We start from the raw sequence: 15171 nt of genomic DNA, 5'->3' as shown, positions 1-15171 counted from the left end.
GGTCAGTGGAAACCGTCAGTCGCCGTCGACGGTCTTCATCGTGGAGGTGATGGGCCTCGGATCGGGCATGATCGTGTCGACCTGCGGTTTGGCGTTCGCCTGCGCGCGGCACCAGACGACGAACCCCACTGCGGTGAAGACGCCGTAGAACACGTACATGAATCCGGTGGCGTAGAAGCCCGAGCTGAAGAGCAGCGGCACGCCGACGATGTCGACCGCGATCCAGATCAGCCAGAACTCGGTCCACCCCTTGGCCATGCCGTACGTGGCGAGCAGCGAGCCGACGAAGGTCCAGGCATCTGCCCACACGGGCTCGTACGAGCCGAGCAGGCGGAACAGCGGAGTCAGGGCGACCGTGCCGATGATCATCGCGAGCACCAACCCGATGCGGGCGCTGTTCGGAGCCCACCGCGGAGTCACCCGGCCGCCGTCCGACGATGCCTGGCGCCAGCGCACCCATCCGTAGATCGCGACGACGATGAACATGACCTGGCGTCCGGCCTGCCCCAGCAGGTGCGGCAGCTCGTGGTCGGGGTTCAGGATGGTGCCGAGGAACACCGTGAGCAGCAGCAGATTGCCGACGATGCCGACGGGCCACGCCCAGATCTTGCGCTGCATGCCGCCGAGCGCGCTGGCCAGGCCGAAGGCATTGCCGACCACCTCGCGGATCAGCAGCACCTGTCCGCCCGGAAGCACCCACTGCGAGTTGAACGCGTCGACGAGCCACAGGAACGCGTTCATGCGTGCCGGTCCGGGAACGGGCGCTCGTCGAGCACGAGCTGCAGGAAGGTGAGGTCGAGCCAGCGGTCGAACTTGGCGCCGACCTGCGGCATCCGTCCGACCTGCATGAAGTCCAGGCGTTTGTGCATGATGATCGACCCTGTGTTGCTGCTCTCGATCGCGGCGACCATGACGTGCTTGCCGAGTCTGCGCGCGCGATGGATGAGCTCGACCATGAGCGCCTTGCCGATGCCGCGACCTCGTTGCCCCTCGCGCACATAGACGGAGTGCTCGACCGTGTGACGGTAGCCGCTGTGCGGGCGCCAGTCGCCGAACGTCGCGTAGCCGAGTACGCCCGTGTCATCGACCGCCACGAGCACCGGATACCCGCGTTCGGTCCGCTCGGCGAGCCAGGCGGTGCGGTCGTCGACCGTGACCGCCTCGTCGTTCCAGATCGCGGTGGTGGTCAGCACCGCATCGTTGTAGATGGCCGTGATCGCCTCGACATCGGCGGGCTCGGCATCCCGGATCTGATGGTCGCTCATCGGGTCTCCTGCATCTGCGCTCGGGTGCGCACGGGACGACGGTAGCAGGATGCCCGCGCCGCGGATGCGCGAGACTGGCCTCGCCGTCGGCTCGAACCCCGACGAGGTCCTGACGCCCGCGATGCCTCAGGGGCGCAGCCAGTGGGTGAGCTTGGCGGGGTTGAGGACGATCCACAGTCGCGTGATCGCGCCCTCCTCGACGTGCAGATTCATGACCGACACGGCTTCGCCCTGCTCGCGGAAGACGAAGCCGAGCCCATCGCCCAACTGCTCCGGCTCCATCGACATGTCGGGTCGCTTGGCGGCGATGCCCAGCAGGAATCGGGCGACGTTGTCGGCGCCGCTCACGACATTGCGCGCTGCGCTGACGATCCCGCCGCCGTCGCTTCGCAGTTCGACGTCAGGTGCGAGGAAATTCAGCAGCGGGGTGATCTCGCCCGTGCTCGCGGCCTCCTGGAACGCCCGTACGACCCGGTCGTGCTCGGCGCGAGACACCGCGACAGCCCGGCTCTCGCGAACGTGACGGCGGGCGGATGCGGCCAGCTGTCGCACCGCAGCCGAGGACCGACCCACCGCCTCGGCGATCTCGTCGAACGGCACGGCGAAGACATCGTGCAGCACGAATGCCACGCGCTCGGCGGGCGTCATCGCCTCGAGCACGACGAGCAGTGCCGTGGAGACGTCGTCGTCGAGGGTGATGCGATCGAGCGGATCCTGGGTCAGGCGCGCTGAGCGCGCTCCGGCCGCTGCGCCGGCGAAGAGGTCGGCCGGAATCGGCTCCGGCAGCCAGGGGCCGATGTACTGTTCCCGCCGGCGTCGGGCGGAACCGAGAAGGTCGAGAGCGACGCGCCCCGCGACGGTCGTGAGCCAGCCCGCCGGGTTCGCGACCGCCTCGCGCTCGGCTTCGGCGAGCCGGTACCAGCGCAGATACGTCTCCTGCACGACATCCTCGGCATCCGCGAGCGTTCCGGTCATGCGATAGCCGAGAGCCAGCAGGCGGCGGCGCTCGCGGAAGACATCGTCGAGGGTCTCGTCCATACTGTGCCTTTCACCGGATACGCGCGCGGGGCGCCTTCGCAGAATATGACGATGCGGGACTCAGGAGTGTGAGGCCTCACACTTCTCGCTGCTGTCTCGTCATTCGATGCAGGAGGTGCAGAATGCACCGCGGATCGAGAGGGAGTCGTATGAGGATCGCCATCGCAGGGGGAACAGGGGTCGTGGGGCGGTATGTCGTCGATGCCGCCGAGGCTGCCGGGCACGATGCGGTCGTTCTGTCGCGGGCGAGCGGAACGGACGTGAGCACGGGCGCGGGACTGGACGATGCACTGCGAGGCGCGGATGCCGTCATCGACGTCACGAACGTGTCGACTCTGTCGGCGTCGGCCGCCGTCGAGTTCTTCGAGGCCGCCACCGGCAACCTGCTCGCCGCCGAGGTGCGCGCAGGTGTGGGCCACCACGTCGCGCTGTCGATCGTCGGGATCGACGGGATCGACGCCTCGTACTATGCGGGGAAGCTGGCGCAGGAGCGCGCCGTGGCCGCGGGCGAGGTGCCGTTCACCGTCGCGCGCGCCGCGCAGTTCCACGAGTTCGCCGGTCAGCTGCTGTCGGGGATGCGCGGTCCGGTCGCGGTGATGCCGAAGCTGCTCATGCGGCCGGTCGCCGCGAGGGAGGTCGGTGTTCACCTGGTGCGGGTCGCCGAAGCAGGTGCCGCGGTCAGGGCGCGCGATCTGGTCGGGCCGCGTGACGAGGTGCTGCTCGATCTGGCGAGGCGTCAGCTGGCCTTCGACCGGGTCCGTCGGCCGGTGGTCGGAATCCGCCTTCCGGGGGCGTACGGGCGCGGGCTGGCATCTGGTTCGCTGCGCGGCGGGCCGGATGCTCTGCAGGGCACGACCACCTTCGACGAGTGGTTGCGGAGCGAGGACCACGCGGGTTCGTAGTGCCCTGATCCGGCGGGGGTGCGGGGATGCGCGAGCCGTATCGGATGCCGGCATCTCGCGTCAGATTCGAACACATGTTCTAAACTGGAGGCATGAGCACCCGCCGCCGCACGTGGATCCTGACCGGACACCGCGTCTGGGCGGGAGGGCCCGATATGACGTGGCAGCGTGACGCCGCAGAGGCCGTGTCGGTGTCAGACGTGAACGTCGGCGGGCGATTCCTCGCCCTCGTGGAAGCTCGGCTCCTTGCCGATCAGACGGCCGATGCCGAGGATGATGCCGACGATGATCAGACCCGCGATCAGGCCCGCGATGGCAGAGAAGAGGGTGTCGCCGATCCAGACGATCACGCCACCGGCCGGCTCGAGGAAGTGCTCGATGCTGTGCAGGATGTCGGCGCCGAAGTGCACTCCGACCTCGCCGAGATTCACGAGCAGCAGGTGCCCGCCGACCCACAGCATGGCCACCGTGCCGAGGATGCTGATGAATCGGAACACCGCAGGCATCGACCGGACGATGCGAGTGCCGGTGTGACGCACGCGCTTCGAGGGGTTCTTCGCCATCTTCAGCCCGATGTCGTCGATCTTGACGAGCAGAGCCACGGCGCCGTAGACGACGCCGGTCATCAGCAGGGCGATCACCGCGAGGATCGCGAGGGTGGTCCAGATGCCGAGGCCGGCCTCCAGGTTCGCGAGCGAGATCAGCATGATCTCCGTCGACAGGATGAGGTCGGTGCGCACCGCTCCCCATACGAGCTTGTTCTCGTTGCGGGCACCTTCGTCGGCGTGGCCGTGCTGCACACCGAACCACTCGAGCACCTTCTCGGCGCCCTCGAAGCACAGGTACGCGCCGCCGAGGATCAGCAGATACGGCAGCACCCACGGCGCGAAGGCGGTGAGCAGCAGAGCGATCGGGATGATGATGACGAACTTGTTGGCGAGCGAGCCGAGTGCGATCTTCGCGACGACGGGCAGCTCACGAGCGGGAGTGATGCCCTGCACGTACTGCGGGGTCACGGCGGCATCGTCGATCACGACTCCCGCCGCTTTGGCAGAGGCCTTCATGGCCGCGCTGAGGATGTCATCGACGACGGCGAGCAGTCCAACCGACATGTGCGTCTCCCTGTTGTGTATGGCGGAGCAACTCTATCGACTGCACGAAACTCACAGCGCGCTCACAGTCCCGGGGGACCAAAACGAGCCATCCTACGGTTGTGCTCTAAGACGCCGCAGCCAGCCGCGTCGGACAAAGGAGACACACCATGTCGAACGAGTACAGCAAGACCCCCGGGGCCGTCAGCGACCTCACGCACCTGCAGTACGAGGTCACGCAGGAGGACGCGACCGAGCCGCCCTTCCGCAACGCGTACTGGAACAACCACGACGACGGCATCTACGTCGACGTCGTCTCGGGCCAGCCGCTCTTCGCGTCGACCGACAAGTTCGACAGCGGCACCGGATGGCCGAGCTTCACCAAGCCGATCGAGGCCGATGCCGTCACCACCCGCACCGACCGCACTCTGTGGATGAAGCGCACCGAGGCCCGCTCGAGCGGGGCCGACAGCCACCTGGGTCACATCTTCGACGACGGACCCCGCGAGGCCGGAGGCCTCCGTTACTGCATGAACTCCGCCGCACTCCGCTTCATCCCGGCTGACAGCCTCGAAGATGAGGGGTACGGTCGCTACCGTCACCTCTTCCCCACCCCGAACTCTGAGGAGAACTCATGACCGACACCGGAACAATCACCCGCACCCCCGGGACCGAGACCGCTGTGCTCGCCGGCGGCTGCTTCTGGGGCATGGAAGACCTCATCCGCCGCCAGCCCGGCGTGCTCGACACCCGCGTCGGTTACACCGGCGGCAGCAACGAGCACGCGACCTACCGCAACCACCCGGGTCACGCCGAGGCGGTGGAGATCGTCTTCGATCCCACGAAGACGACGTATCGCGACATTCTGGCGTTCTTCTTCCAGATCCATGACCCGTCCACCAAGGACCGTCAGGGTAACGACATCGGATCGAGCTACCGCTCGGCGATCTTCCCCCTCAGCCCCGAGCAGGAGGCGGTCGCGCGCGACACCATCGCCGACGTCGACGCCTCCGGCCTGTGGCCGGGCAAGGCCGTGACCACGATCGAGCCCGAGGGGCCGTTCTGGCAGGCCGAGGAAGAGCACCAGGACTACCTGATCAAGTACCCCAACGGCTACACCTGCCACTTCCCGCGTGCGGGATGGGTGCTGCCGAAGCGCGAGCAGAGCGCGACGGTCTGACCGTCACATCGAGGGCCCTTCGTCTCCCTGAGGCGGAGGGCTCTTCTCATCCCCGCGGTCAGGTCTCCGACAGGAAGGCCAGTGCGGCTTCCTTGAAGGCGCGGGATCCCGGAGCGTTGAAGTGATGACGGTCCGGGATCTCGAAGAACCGTCCCTGCGGGGCTGCGGTCGCCAAAGCTCTCGAGCCCTCGATGATCGCATCCTTCGACCCCGTCGCGAACAGGATCGGGGACGCCGGAGCATTCGACGGGTCAGGGTCGATCGTCCGCGACTGGCGCAGACCGCCAGCCAGCGCCACAAGGGCGCCGAGATCATTACCCGGCACGCGCTCGGTCAGCGCGATGTAGTTCTGCGTCGTCGGATCAGAGACGGGGGTGCCGTCGGCCAGGTACCTTCGCACCTGATCGAGATCGAGCCGGGCGAGAGGGATGCCGTCGGGCACCCCGCCCAGCACCGCGCGTCCGATGCGGTGCGGGAGGTCGCGCACCACCTCCCATCCGACCCGCGCGCCGAGAGAGTAGCCGACGTAGAACGCTTCGTCGACGAGATATGTGTCCATGACCGTCTCGACGTCGGTCGCGAGAGTGCGGATGCCGTAGGCGTCGGACTGGTGCGGCTTCTCGCTCAGACCATGGCCACGCTGATCGAGCGCGAGCACCCGGTAGCCGGCCTTCGTGAGCTCGCGCACCCACCCGGTGAGCACCCAGGTGTCACGGGCGCTCGAGGCGAAGCCGTGCACGATCACCACGACCGGTGCGTCGATGTCGCCCCAGGTGTAGGTCGCGAGACGAGTGCCGTCAGCCGCGTGCACCGACTGAGGATCGGGCATGGTGTTCAGGTCGGAGAGAGGTACAGCCACGGCATCCATTGTGCTCCCCCGGAGACCCCCGGAGACGCCGAGACCCACCGGCCCGAGGGGACGGTGGGTCTCGGTCGTCAGCGGCTGCGGCTCAGAAGCGCGCGCGGAGCGCGTCGCCGAGCGCTGCGTCGACGTTCGTCCAGTACTGGAAGAAGCGCTCGCGGATGGCGTCGATCGTGATGGCGCTGCCCTGTCCGGTGAGCGTGTCGAGGAAGCGCGCGCGCTGCTCCTCGTCGAAGACCATGCGGTACAGCGTGCCGGCCTGACCGAAGTCGTCGTCATCGAGGTGCAGTGTCGCTGCGGCGCGGATCAGCTCGCCGTCCGACTCCCAGCTCGCCTCGACACCTGCGGCCGGGTCGGCCGTCGGGCCGCCGGCTGCGCCGTAGGAGTTGGGCGTGTAGACGCGGTGCTCGGCCGGGTTGAACTTGTACTGCATCTGGCCTTCGTGCATGTAGTTGCGCACCTCGGCCGCGTGCGGCTGGTTGACCGGCAGCTGGTTGTAGTTCGCACCGATGCGGTAGCGCTGGGCGTCCGAGTACGCGAACACGCGAGCCATGAGCATCTTGTCGGGCGAGATGCCGGTTCCGGGAACCTGGTTGCCGGGCGAGAAGGCGGCCTGCTCGATCTCGGCGAAGAAGTTCTGCGGGTTGCGGTCGAGCGTGAACGTGCCGACCTTGATGCGCGGGTAGTCCTTCTTCGACCAGGTCTTCGTCAGGTCGAACGGGTTGAAGCGGTAGGTCTTGCCCTCTTCGTACGGCATGACCTGCACGTAGACGTCCCACGAGGGGGCGTCGCCGCTGGCGATCGCGTCGAACAGGTCGCGGCGGTAGTAGTCGGCATCCGATCCTGCGAGCTTCTCGGCCTCTTCGGCGCTCATCGCCTCGACGCCCTGCTTCGACAGGAAGTGGTACTGCACCCAGAAGCGCTCGCCGGCGGCGTTGATCCACTGGTAGGTGTGCGAGCCGTAGCCGTTCATGTGGCGCCAGCTGCGCGGCAGGCCGCGGTCGCCCATGAGGTAGGTGACCTGGTGGGCGGACTCGGGGGAGAGGGTCCAGAAGTCCCACTGCATGTCGGCGTTGCGCAGGCCCGAGTCGCCGAGGCGCTTCTGCGAGTGGATGAAGTCGGGGAACTTCATGGCGTCGCGCAGGAAGAAGGTCGGGGTGTTGTTGCCCACGATGTCGAGGTTGCCCTCGGGCGTGTAGAAACGCAGCGCGAAGCCGCGCACGTCGCGCCAGGTGTCGGGGGATCCCTGCTCTCCGGCGACCGACGAGAAACGCAGCAGCGTCTCGCTCTGAGCGCCCGGCTGGAAGGCCGCGGCACGGGTGTAGGCCGACACGTCCTCGGTCACGGTGAACGTTCCGAAGGCTCCGCCGCCCTTGGCGTGGGGGTTGCGCTCCGGCACGCGCTCGCGGTTGAACGACGCGAGCTTCTCGACGAGGTAGCGATCGTGCAGAACGGTGGGGCCGTCAGCTCCGACGGTGAGCGAGTGCGCGTCGCTCGCGACGGGTGTGCCCGTCTGCGTCGTGGTCGCGGGGGTGGTCGATGGGTCGGTCATGTTCTTCTCCTTCTGCACGCAGGCACGACGATCATCCCGGGTGCCCGGGATGCGCGGCGGATGCTACTGCGCGCCGTTCTGGCAGCTGGGGCAGAGGCCCCAGAAGGTCACTTCGGCTGTCTGGACGGTGAATCCCCCCGCCGAGGACGGGGTGAGGCACGGCGCTTCGCCGACCACGCAGTCCACATCACCGATCGCACCGCACTGGGTGCACACGATGTGGTGGTGGTTGTCGCCGATGCGCCGTTCGTAGAGCGATGCGGATCCTGCCGGTTCGATCCGGCGCAGCAGCCCCGCCGTCGTCAGGTCCGCGAGGATGTTGTGCACCGACTGGATCGACGTGGTCGGAAGCACTTCGGACACGGCACGGTAGACCCGCTCTGCATCCGTATGAGCCATGGATTCCATCGCCTCCAGCACGGCTACGCGGCCCGCGGTGGCCCGCAGTCCCGCATCGCGCAGTGCGGAGTCGAAGTCGGTGTCCATGTCTCTAGACTACTCCTTTTTTTAGTTGTTCAAAAAAGAGGTGGTCAGTGGGCGTTTGCCGACGGGCGCTCCGCGGTCGACCTCCCGCGCGGGGTTGCGATCCGCTGAGTCCTCCGTAGCGTGGAGGCATGGAGACGACACGGAGGATCCTCACGACAGCGACCCTTGCGACAGCCGCCATGCTGCTGGTCGGGTGCACGAGCGGCAGCCCGGATGCAGGCGGTGACGGCAGCGGATCGCCGTCGCCCAGCGCATCGGCGACTCCCTCCATGACCGCGACGCCGACCCCGAATCCGAGCGTGAGCGCCGAGGCGGCCGAACTGCCGATCCCGCCCGATGAGATCGCCGACTGGGCGAAGACCGCAGTTCCGGGATCCGAGGAAGAGGCGTATGCCACCGGGTTCTCGGGATGGATGAGCGCCAGCACCGCTGCGCACCACAGAACCGACTTCCGATCCATCGAACCCGGCTCGTACCAGGCGCAACTGGCGTGCCGTGGCGAGGGCACCATCACCCTCACCGCAGGCGAGCTGACGGACGAGTCAGAGCTGGACGGAGCGGGAGAGCCGATCGCGTGCACGAACTCGACCATCGCGTTCGACGTGACCACGACAGGCACCGGCATGCGGATCGACCTCGACCTCGACGGCGCGCCCACGATCTACGCGGTCTCGCTGCTCCGCGCGAGCTGAACCGCCTCCTCGCGCGGGCGAACGTCTCAGGACTCGGACGGCGCGAGAGGCAGTTCGAGGCCGTAGTTCCACGACAGGATCGCGGGCTGCTCGCGATAGAAGCTGAGCACCGAGACGGATCCGGCGTCGAGTGAGATCTGCGCGCCGAAGCGCGGGGCCAGTCGCAGGTAGACCGCCGTGAGGATGCGGAGGAAGTGGCCGTGGGCGACGAGCGCCACGTCTCCCTCGACGAGCACGGGCAGCACACGGGTCAGCACCCGTGACGCGCGGGCAGCGACCTCTTCGACCGTCTCGCCGGGCGTCTCACCACGGATCACGCCGTGTGTGAACGCGCTCCAGTCGTAGCCGAGCTCGGCGCGGATCTCCTTGGTGGTGCGACCCTCGTATCCGCCGTAGTCCCATTCGACGAGCAGCGGATCGACCTCGGCGTGCAGCCCCGCCAGCTCCGCGGTACGACGGGCGCGCTCGAGCGGCGATGACAGCACGAGCGAGAAATCGTAATCGGCGACCAGTCGACCGGCGCCTCGCGCGAGATCCTCGCCGCGGGCGGTCAGCGGCACATCGGTGAGCCCGGTGTGCAGGCCCGCCTTCGACCATTCCGTCTCGCCATGCCGCAGCAGCACGAGCTTGCCGGAGGGGTTGTCGGGCGCGGGTCGTTCAGGCAGTGGATCGTTCATGGGAATCGCAGGCACACCGCAACCGTAGTCCGCCCAGCCCCTCGGCTTTCGAATCGCCCACTTCGCAGAAATCGGGGCCCGGAAGTTGCACAGTGCGCGATTCGAAGCGGGAGGCGGATGCTACCCGAACGACTCGTGCGCGAGCCGATGCAGGTGAGTGCGGATCAGCTCGGTCTGCTGGGCGCGATCGAGCGCTCCGCGGGAGCCGTGCAGAGCGATCCCGTCGACGACGGTCTGCAGGTACCGCGCCTCCTGGTCGAGGTCGATGCCGCGATCGAGCGCGTCGGTATCGATCAATCGCTGGAGCAGGCCGCGGCACAGACGCGCGATGTCGGCGTGCGCGGCGTCGGCGAGCTCGGCGAGTTGCGCGTGTCGGGGCGCCTCCGCGGTCAGTGCCAGGTGTACGCGGATCTCGATGACCCGCTCATCGTCGATCGGGAGGAGTTCCTCGAGTGCCCCGAGGGCGGCGCGCAGAGGCTCTGGGTCGTCGAGGTGGGGGCGGATGCGGTCCGCGGCGCGCTCGTGGACGAGGCGCATGGCGAAGGCGAGCAGGTCGGACTTCGAGGCGAAGATGTGCCGCACGGATCCGACGACCAGGCCGGCCTCGGTCGCGACCGTCCGCAGCGAAACGGCGCTCACTCCCTCGGCGAGAACGATGCGCCACACGGCTGCCGCGATCTGCCTCTCGCGCTCGTGGTGATCGATGAGTCGGGGCATGGCTTCAATGTAGCCCAACTGTGCTAGCTTGAGCGTTGTTAGCCCAACTGTGCCAATAAGGAGAATGATGACCCCGCTGCACTTCCTGCAGGAGCATCCGATCGCTGCCGTGATCATCGGGTGCGAGATCGGACTGTGGATCCTCCTCGGGCTCGGACTGTTGCTGCGCTATCCGGCGCGTCTGAAGCGCTTGGGTGGAGCCGTGCTGTTGCTGATCCCTCTTCTCGACGTGGTGCTCGTGGTGGCGACGGCGTTCGATCTGAGAGGCGGATCTCCGTTCGACATCACCCACGGGCTGGCCGGCATCTATCTCGGATTCTCCGTCGGCTTCGGGCCGGCGATCGTGCGGTGGGCGGATGCTCGATTCGCACACCGGTTCGCCGGTGGCCCCGCGCCGTCGAAGCCCGCCGGACGAGCCGAGAAGCAGGCCGCGCTGTGGAAGGAGTGGCTCCGCGTCGTCGTCGCGGCGGTCATCGCGACGGCTGCCTACCTCGTGTTCATGGCGGTGGCGGTCGACGACGGCGCATCCCGAGAGCTGTGGTGGTGGATCGGCCGCGCCTGGGGCGTCGCTGGACTCTGGCTGCTCTTCGGGCCGGTCTGGGGCGTGAGCAGCGGAACGAAGGACGAGCAGACGCGCTCGCCCGAACCGACAGCCGTCGACCCTGACCTGCAGCGTCGCTAGTCGGTGCCTCGGCTTTCGAATCGCGCACTGTGCAGAAATCGGGGCCCGAAAGGTGCACAGTGCGCGATTCGAAGCGGGAGGAAAGAGCCGGTCACGTCCGGGTGATCGTGAACCCGCCGCCGCGCACGCGGACCCTGCCGCCCTGCACCCCCTGGCCGCGCTGCGACCCGTCGGCGTCGTACGCGCGGCCGGAGCCGGGGGCGAGCGGGGCTGTCCGCTGATCGCGCCGCGTGCCGTTCGCGTAAAGCACCGCCGAGCCGGATGCCGTGGCATACACGGCCGTGGACACCGCCGGCTGGATCACCAGAGCGTCGAGCCGCACGTCGCCGCGGCTCGTGCACCGCACGATCACGGGTTCCGCGGGCAGATCGCCACCGAGCAGCTGCGGAACGAGCATCCCGTCGGCTTCGGTGAGTCCGCGATCGCCGGTGCCGCCCGCGGGGGTGCGCGTGCTCCAGAGCCGCTTGCGACCCCGGAACACCTCCCACACAGCGTCCCCGGCATCCGCCTTCTGCCTCCAGACGAGTCCGTGCAGGATGCCGCCGGCCTCAGTCACGTCGAATTCGACCGTCTCGCCCGCGGGAACCCGCACATACGCGCCGCCCGAGAGGTTGCCCTCGCCGGTCCACGCGCCGCCCTCGGGCCGCACGACCTCGCAGCCCGCCGAGAGTCGCGCCCCTTCGGCGTCGATGACCCGCAGTCCCGCGAACGACGACAGTCCCGTGATCGACGTGGCGATGCGTGCGATGTCGCGGTTCGCGTCCAGCAGCTGCATCGTGAGCAGGCCGTGGATCGTGGACTCCGCGCCCGAATTGCGGTTCACCCGACCGTCGGTCTCGACGCCGTCGAACGTGACCCCGGTGGCCGGATCGTAGACCGGGATGCCCGCGGTGTTGGCGCCGAAGAACCATCCGGCGGCGAGCCCCGCGAGCACACGCAGTCCTTCGCCGCCCACCGCAGCCGCGGCGACGGCCCCCGCGACGCGTCCATGCGCGCCGTACGCGATCTGCGCCTCGGCGGGCAGCGGCGCCCAGGCGTTGTGGGGTCCACCCGAGGCGAGCACCTGGGGCGTGAACGTCCCGGCATCCGCCACGGCCGCTGCGATCCACTCGCGTCGCCGCAGCAGCGCACCCGCGCGAGCCAGCGCCTCCGGCGCGGCCGCCCCCCAGGCGTGCCAGAAGCCGAGCGACCCCGTCCACGGCAGCACGGCTCCGAACGGCCAGCCCTTCGCAGGGTCAGTCGCCATCGCGGCGACCCCTTCGCCGTAGGTCTGCAGAGCCTGGCGGCTGCGCGCGTCTCCGGCCTCGGTCGCGGCGGCGAGCCCGAGCATGGCCTCGGCCGTGGCATCCGCGCCGCCGGCGATCAGCCAGGAGGGCAGATCGCGCCCGTCGCTGCGCACCCGCTGCCCGGCGCGCGACAGCGATTCGCGTCCGAGCGCATCGAGGGCCAGGTGCAGCCGCGCGAGCAGGAACGCCGCGAACTCGGCATCCTCCCGACGGAACGCCGCATATCCCTCGCCGAACGCCCAGACCGAGCGGGCGAGCCAGTACGACTCGGCGGAGTCCGACGGGTCGGGCAGCTCGACGGGGATCGCGCTGGGGTTCAGGGTGCCGTCCTCCTGCTGCCACAGCACGACCCGACCGGCATTCGGTCCGCTCGTGGTCTGCAGGAACGCCAGCGACCTCAGCACGTCACGCGCCTCGTCGCGGGCCTGGGCGTCACCGGTCGCCGTCCATTCTCGGAGGAAGACGACGGCCGCGCGGGCGATGTCGTCGGCGTTGTAGGCACCCTGCGTCCAGTAGCCGGTCGCGGCGTCGCGGGTGCCTCCGCCCACCGGTCGATAGCCGCCGGCGCCGTCGGTGTCGGCATAGGTCCACGGCGCGCGCACGGTCGGCGAGGTCTCGATCGCGAACGTCGTGTGCGTGGCCGAGGCGACCACGGGCACCTCTGCGAGGAGGAAGCGCAGATGCGCGAGATTCGTGAGCCGCGCACCCCCGCCCGCTCCGGCCCCCCGAGACCCGAGGGGCACCCCGACAGCGGATGCCGAGGCCTGCGCTCCCGCCGGATCGAGAGGAACCAGAGCGAGAGCGGAGGTCGCAGCGGCGGCCGTCAGGAACGTGCGGCGCGAGATGCCCATGTCATCACTCCTCGCCGGTGCCCGAGTCGACAGTGCCCGAGTCGCCGGCGTCTCGCAGTGCCCGACCCCATGGCTGCGCCGGATCATGGATGGCGACGGCCAACGTCGTGTCGGACTGCCCGTAGTAGGCGAACCACTTGCCGTGGAACTTCACGAGTCCCTCGACGAAGGTGACATTCGACACCAGGCCGTGCATGTCCTCGAACGTCTGCGGCCGCAGCCACGGCTCCTGCAACCGAGCAAGCACCTTCGTGGGCTCGTCGGGGTCGATCGCGATCTGTCCGCACCGGTAGTCGACGTCGACCGAGCCGTCGTCGTTCACCGTGCGCGTGGCGCCGTTCGTGAGCATCACGAGCAGTCCGTTGTCCGTGACGACCGGAGACGTGCCGATCTCGACGAGCGCTTCGTCCCAGGTGCCGGGGGTCGGTGAGTACATGGGGTCGGTGTCGGGCGTGCCCGGCGTCCAGTGGATGAGGTCGTCGCTGGTCGCCCAATAGATGCCGCCCTCGCCGAAATACATCCACCACTTGCCGTGCATCATCACAGGCACGATGACCCCGGCCTTCGACCAGTTGAACCCGCGCGGGTCCATGGTCTTGAACGTGTCGAAGTCGTCGAACAGCGGGCCGTGCTTGGTCCAGGTGCGCAGGTCGGTCGAGGTCGCGAGGCACAGCTGCGCACTCCGTCGATCCCACCCCGTGTAGGTCAGGTAGTAGGTGCCGTCGATGAGCGCGATGCGCGGATCCTCGCATCCGTAGGTCTCGTAGTCCTCGGACGGCGAGAGGATCGGCGCATCCTCGCGTTCGAAGTTCACGCCGTCGCGAGACCTGGCGATGCCGATGTGCGACACGATGTCGTCGGCGTGCGCGCGGTACAGCAGCACGACCTCGTCGCCGTCGACGAGAGCTGCCGGGTTGTAGAGATTCGCGGATTCCCAGCTGTCGCCCTTCGGGCGCAGGATCGGGTTGCCCTCATAGGGGGTGAACGGGCCGAGGGGGAAGGATGCTCCGGTGAACATGGGGGTCCTTTCGAGTGGTCTGAGGGGGCGTCAGCCCTTGACGGCCGCACCGAGGTCGGTGGCCCGGAAGAAGCGCTGGAAGACGATGAACAGGATCACGACGGGGAACGCGAGCGCGGTGGCACCGGCGAGGATCGCACCGTTCGGGTTCGCCGTCGACTGCGCGACGTTGGAGATGTAGTTCGCGAGAGACACGGCGAGCGGCTGCAGCGACGCGTCCTTCGTGATGAGGAACGGCCAGAGGAATTCATTCCACGGGCCGATGAACGTGACGAGCACGACGGTCACCAGCACGGGCTTGATGAGCGGGATCGCGACCGAGGTGAGCAGGCGGATCTCGCCGGCGCCGTCGATGCGCGCGGCCTCGAAGATCTCGACCGGCAGCGCCTTGAAGAACTGCACGAAGATGAACACCGCGGTCGTGTTGATGAGGAACGGCAGGATCATGCCCATGTAGGAGTCGCCGAGCCCATAGTTGCGGGTGATCTGCACGTAGAGCGGGATCATCAGCAGCTGGAACGGCACCATCTGCACGAGAAGCATGAGCACCCAGATCACTCCGCGACCACGGAAGTCGAGTCGCGCGATCGCATAGCCGGCGACCAGGCCGAACACCACGGTGCCCAGCAGCACTCCCGCGGTGAAGATCAGGGAGTTGAGCAGCGAACCGACGAGATCGATGCGGGAGTCGATCGCGACGAAGTTGTCGACCGTCCACCCGCTCGTCGGGAAGAGCTCGTTCGGCGAGTTCGTCGGGTTCTCCTGGAACGCCCCGACGAGCATGAAGTAGAACGGGAAGGCGAAGCCGATGGCCGCGATCGTGAGCAGGATGACGCTCAGGATGCGGGGCAGTGAACGCGTGCGTCTCATGG

17 protein-coding genes are annotated in these 15171 nt (G+C 68.2%); 5 read left to right on the top strand and 12 right to left on the bottom strand.

Features of this window, described 5'->3' with window-relative positions:
• Positions 1-15: 15 nt before the first annotated feature.
• The 3 genes from pnuC to sigJ form a co-directional block, all read right to left on the bottom strand.
• Entirely contained in the window at positions 16-741 is a 726-nt protein-coding gene (gene pnuC, locus AC3WS6_RS01805) for a nicotinamide riboside transporter PnuC (RefSeq protein ID WP_492499370.1), read from the bottom strand.
• Positions 738-1265, bottom strand: a complete 528-nt coding sequence (locus AC3WS6_RS01800; RefSeq protein WP_492499369.1) for a GNAT family N-acetyltransferase — start codon at positions 1263-1265, stop codon at positions 738-740. The genes pnuC and AC3WS6_RS01800 overlap by 4 nt, the downstream gene beginning before the upstream one ends.
• A gap of 126 nt (positions 1266-1391) precedes the next feature.
• Complete coding sequence (gene sigJ, locus AC3WS6_RS01795) at positions 1392-2303, bottom strand: RNA polymerase sigma factor SigJ (protein ID WP_492499368.1); 912 nt, start codon at positions 2301-2303, stop codon at positions 1392-1394.
• Positions 2304-2452: 149 nt separating this feature from the next.
• On the opposite strand from sigJ, the gene AC3WS6_RS01790 reads away from it, so the two are divergent.
• Positions 2453-3205: an SDR family oxidoreductase gene (locus AC3WS6_RS01790; protein WP_492499367.1), complete on the top strand. Its 753-nt coding sequence runs from the start codon at positions 2453-2455 to the stop codon at positions 3203-3205.
• Between the two features lie 194 nt (positions 3206-3399).
• On the opposite strand, the gene AC3WS6_RS01785 is transcribed toward AC3WS6_RS01790, so the two are convergent.
• Positions 3400-4317 (bottom strand): DUF808 domain-containing protein, encoded by a 918-nt coding sequence (locus AC3WS6_RS01785; RefSeq protein WP_492499366.1) that lies wholly within the window; start codon positions 4315-4317, stop codon positions 3400-3402.
• A gap of 149 nt (positions 4318-4466) precedes the next feature.
• On the opposite strand from AC3WS6_RS01785, the gene msrB reads away from it, so the two are divergent.
• Both msrB and msrA read left to right on the top strand, forming a co-directional pair.
• Positions 4467-4934, top strand: coding sequence for a peptide-methionine (R)-S-oxide reductase MsrB (gene msrB, locus AC3WS6_RS01780; protein ID WP_492499365.1), 468 nt, complete (start codon positions 4467-4469; stop codon positions 4932-4934).
• Complete coding sequence (msrA, locus tag AC3WS6_RS01775) at positions 4931-5476, top strand: peptide-methionine (S)-S-oxide reductase MsrA (RefSeq protein ID WP_492499364.1); 546 nt, start codon at positions 4931-4933, stop codon at positions 5474-5476. Before msrB ends, msrA begins: the two co-directional genes overlap by 4 nt.
• A 58-nt stretch (positions 5477-5534) precedes the next feature.
• On the opposite strand, the gene AC3WS6_RS01770 is transcribed toward msrA, so the two are convergent.
• The 3 genes from AC3WS6_RS01770 to AC3WS6_RS01760 all read right to left on the bottom strand — a co-directional run bounded on the left by AC3WS6_RS01770 (position 5535) and on the right by AC3WS6_RS01760 (position 8376).
• Complete coding sequence (locus AC3WS6_RS01770) at positions 5535-6344, bottom strand: alpha/beta fold hydrolase (protein WP_492499363.1); 810 nt, start codon at positions 6342-6344, stop codon at positions 5535-5537.
• An 82-nt stretch (positions 6345-6426) separates the two neighbouring features.
• Complete coding sequence (locus AC3WS6_RS01765; RefSeq protein ID WP_492499362.1) at positions 6427-7890, bottom strand: catalase; 1464 nt, start codon at positions 7888-7890, stop codon at positions 6427-6429.
• Between the two features lie 63 nt (positions 7891-7953).
• On the bottom strand, positions 7954-8376 hold the full coding sequence (locus AC3WS6_RS01760) for a Fur family transcriptional regulator (protein ID WP_492499361.1): 423 nt from the start codon (positions 8374-8376) through the stop codon (positions 7954-7956).
• A 128-nt stretch (positions 8377-8504) separates the two neighbouring features.
• On the opposite strand from AC3WS6_RS01760, the gene AC3WS6_RS01755 reads away from it, so the two are divergent.
• Positions 8505-9068 (top strand): hypothetical protein, encoded by a 564-nt coding sequence (locus AC3WS6_RS01755; protein ID WP_492499360.1) that lies wholly within the window; start codon positions 8505-8507, stop codon positions 9066-9068.
• Between the two features lie 26 nt (positions 9069-9094).
• On the opposite strand, the gene AC3WS6_RS01750 is transcribed toward AC3WS6_RS01755, so the two are convergent.
• Complete coding sequence (locus AC3WS6_RS01750) at positions 9095-9745, bottom strand: histidine phosphatase family protein (RefSeq protein ID WP_492501436.1); 651 nt, start codon at positions 9743-9745, stop codon at positions 9095-9097.
• Between the two features lie 120 nt (positions 9746-9865).
• A complete protein-coding gene (locus AC3WS6_RS01745; RefSeq protein WP_492499359.1) occupies positions 9866-10462 on the bottom strand; it encodes a TetR/AcrR family transcriptional regulator in 597 nt (198 codons plus the stop codon).
• Between the two features lie 67 nt (positions 10463-10529).
• Between AC3WS6_RS01745 and AC3WS6_RS01740 the strand changes: the two genes are divergently transcribed.
• On the top strand, positions 10530-11144 hold the full coding sequence (locus tag AC3WS6_RS01740; RefSeq protein WP_492499358.1) for a hypothetical protein: 615 nt from the start codon (positions 10530-10532) through the stop codon (positions 11142-11144).
• A 91-nt stretch (positions 11145-11235) separates the two neighbouring features.
• Here the strand turns inward: AC3WS6_RS01740 and AC3WS6_RS01735 are convergent, their stop codons facing one another.
• The 3 genes from AC3WS6_RS01735 to AC3WS6_RS01725 are packed head-to-tail and all read right to left on the bottom strand — an operon-like array spanning position 11236 to position 15169.
• The gene (locus tag AC3WS6_RS01735; RefSeq protein ID WP_492499357.1) at positions 11236-13281 is read right to left on the bottom strand and encodes a hypothetical protein; all 2046 of its coding nucleotides are present in this window, start codon (positions 13279-13281) and stop codon (positions 11236-11238) included.
• Between the two features lie 4 nt (positions 13282-13285).
• Positions 13286-14299: a glycoside hydrolase family 130 protein gene (locus tag AC3WS6_RS01730; protein ID WP_492499356.1), complete on the bottom strand. Its 1014-nt coding sequence runs from the start codon at positions 14297-14299 to the stop codon at positions 13286-13288.
• Positions 14300-14329: 30 nt separating this feature from the next.
• Positions 14330-15169 (bottom strand): carbohydrate ABC transporter permease, encoded by an 840-nt coding sequence (locus tag AC3WS6_RS01725; protein WP_492499355.1) that lies wholly within the window; start codon positions 15167-15169, stop codon positions 14330-14332.
• Positions 15170-15171 lie beyond the last annotated feature (2 nt).

Source organism: Microbacterium sp. EB106-03-03-XG65 (genome assembly GCF_058791955.1).
This window is presented reverse-complemented; position numbering and strand designations above follow the sequence as displayed.

What these genes read in the sequence shown, in the direction of transcription:
- AC3WS6_RS01765 (WP_492499362.1), bottom strand. Translation starts at nt 7,890, where the DNA reads ATGACCGACCCATCGACCACCCCCGCGACCACGACGCAGACGGGCACA.
- AC3WS6_RS01755 (WP_492499360.1), top strand. Translation starts at nt 8,505, where the DNA reads ATGGAGACGACACGGAGGATCCTCACGACAGCGACCCTTGCGACAGCC.
- pnuC (WP_492499370.1), bottom strand. Translation starts at nt 741, where the DNA reads ATGAACGCGTTCCTGTGGCTCGTCGACGCGTTCAACTCGCAGTGGGTG.
- sigJ (WP_492499368.1), bottom strand. Translation starts at nt 2,303, where the DNA reads ATGGACGAGACCCTCGACGATGTCTTCCGCGAGCGCCGCCGCCTGCTG.
- AC3WS6_RS01750 (WP_492501436.1), bottom strand. Translation starts at nt 9,745, where the DNA reads ATGAACGATCCACTGCCTGAACGACCCGCGCCCGACAACCCCTCCGGC.
- AC3WS6_RS01790 (WP_492499367.1), top strand. Translation starts at nt 2,453, where the DNA reads ATGAGGATCGCCATCGCAGGGGGAACAGGGGTCGTGGGGCGGTATGTC.
- AC3WS6_RS01725 (WP_492499355.1), bottom strand. Translation starts at nt 15,169, where the DNA reads ATGAGACGCACGCGTTCACTGCCCCGCATCCTGAGCGTCATCCTGCTC.
- AC3WS6_RS01785 (WP_492499366.1), bottom strand. Translation starts at nt 4,317, where the DNA reads ATGTCGGTTGGACTGCTCGCCGTCGTCGATGACATCCTCAGCGCGGCC.
- AC3WS6_RS01745 (WP_492499359.1), bottom strand. Translation starts at nt 10,462, where the DNA reads ATGCCCCGACTCATCGATCACCACGAGCGCGAGAGGCAGATCGCGGCA.
- AC3WS6_RS01760 (WP_492499361.1), bottom strand. Translation starts at nt 8,376, where the DNA reads ATGGACACCGACTTCGACTCCGCACTGCGCGATGCGGGACTGCGGGCC.
- AC3WS6_RS01735 (WP_492499357.1), bottom strand. Translation starts at nt 13,281, where the DNA reads ATGGGCATCTCGCGCCGCACGTTCCTGACGGCCGCCGCTGCGACCTCC.
- msrA (WP_492499364.1), top strand. Translation starts at nt 4,931, where the DNA reads ATGACCGACACCGGAACAATCACCCGCACCCCCGGGACCGAGACCGCT.
- AC3WS6_RS01740 (WP_492499358.1), top strand. Translation starts at nt 10,530, where the DNA reads ATGACCCCGCTGCACTTCCTGCAGGAGCATCCGATCGCTGCCGTGATC.
- AC3WS6_RS01800 (WP_492499369.1), bottom strand. Translation starts at nt 1,265, where the DNA reads ATGAGCGACCATCAGATCCGGGATGCCGAGCCCGCCGATGTCGAGGCG.
- AC3WS6_RS01770 (WP_492499363.1), bottom strand. Translation starts at nt 6,344, where the DNA reads ATGGATGCCGTGGCTGTACCTCTCTCCGACCTGAACACCATGCCCGAT.
- AC3WS6_RS01730 (WP_492499356.1), bottom strand. Translation starts at nt 14,299, where the DNA reads ATGTTCACCGGAGCATCCTTCCCCCTCGGCCCGTTCACCCCCTATGAG.
- msrB (WP_492499365.1), top strand. Translation starts at nt 4,467, where the DNA reads ATGTCGAACGAGTACAGCAAGACCCCCGGGGCCGTCAGCGACCTCACG.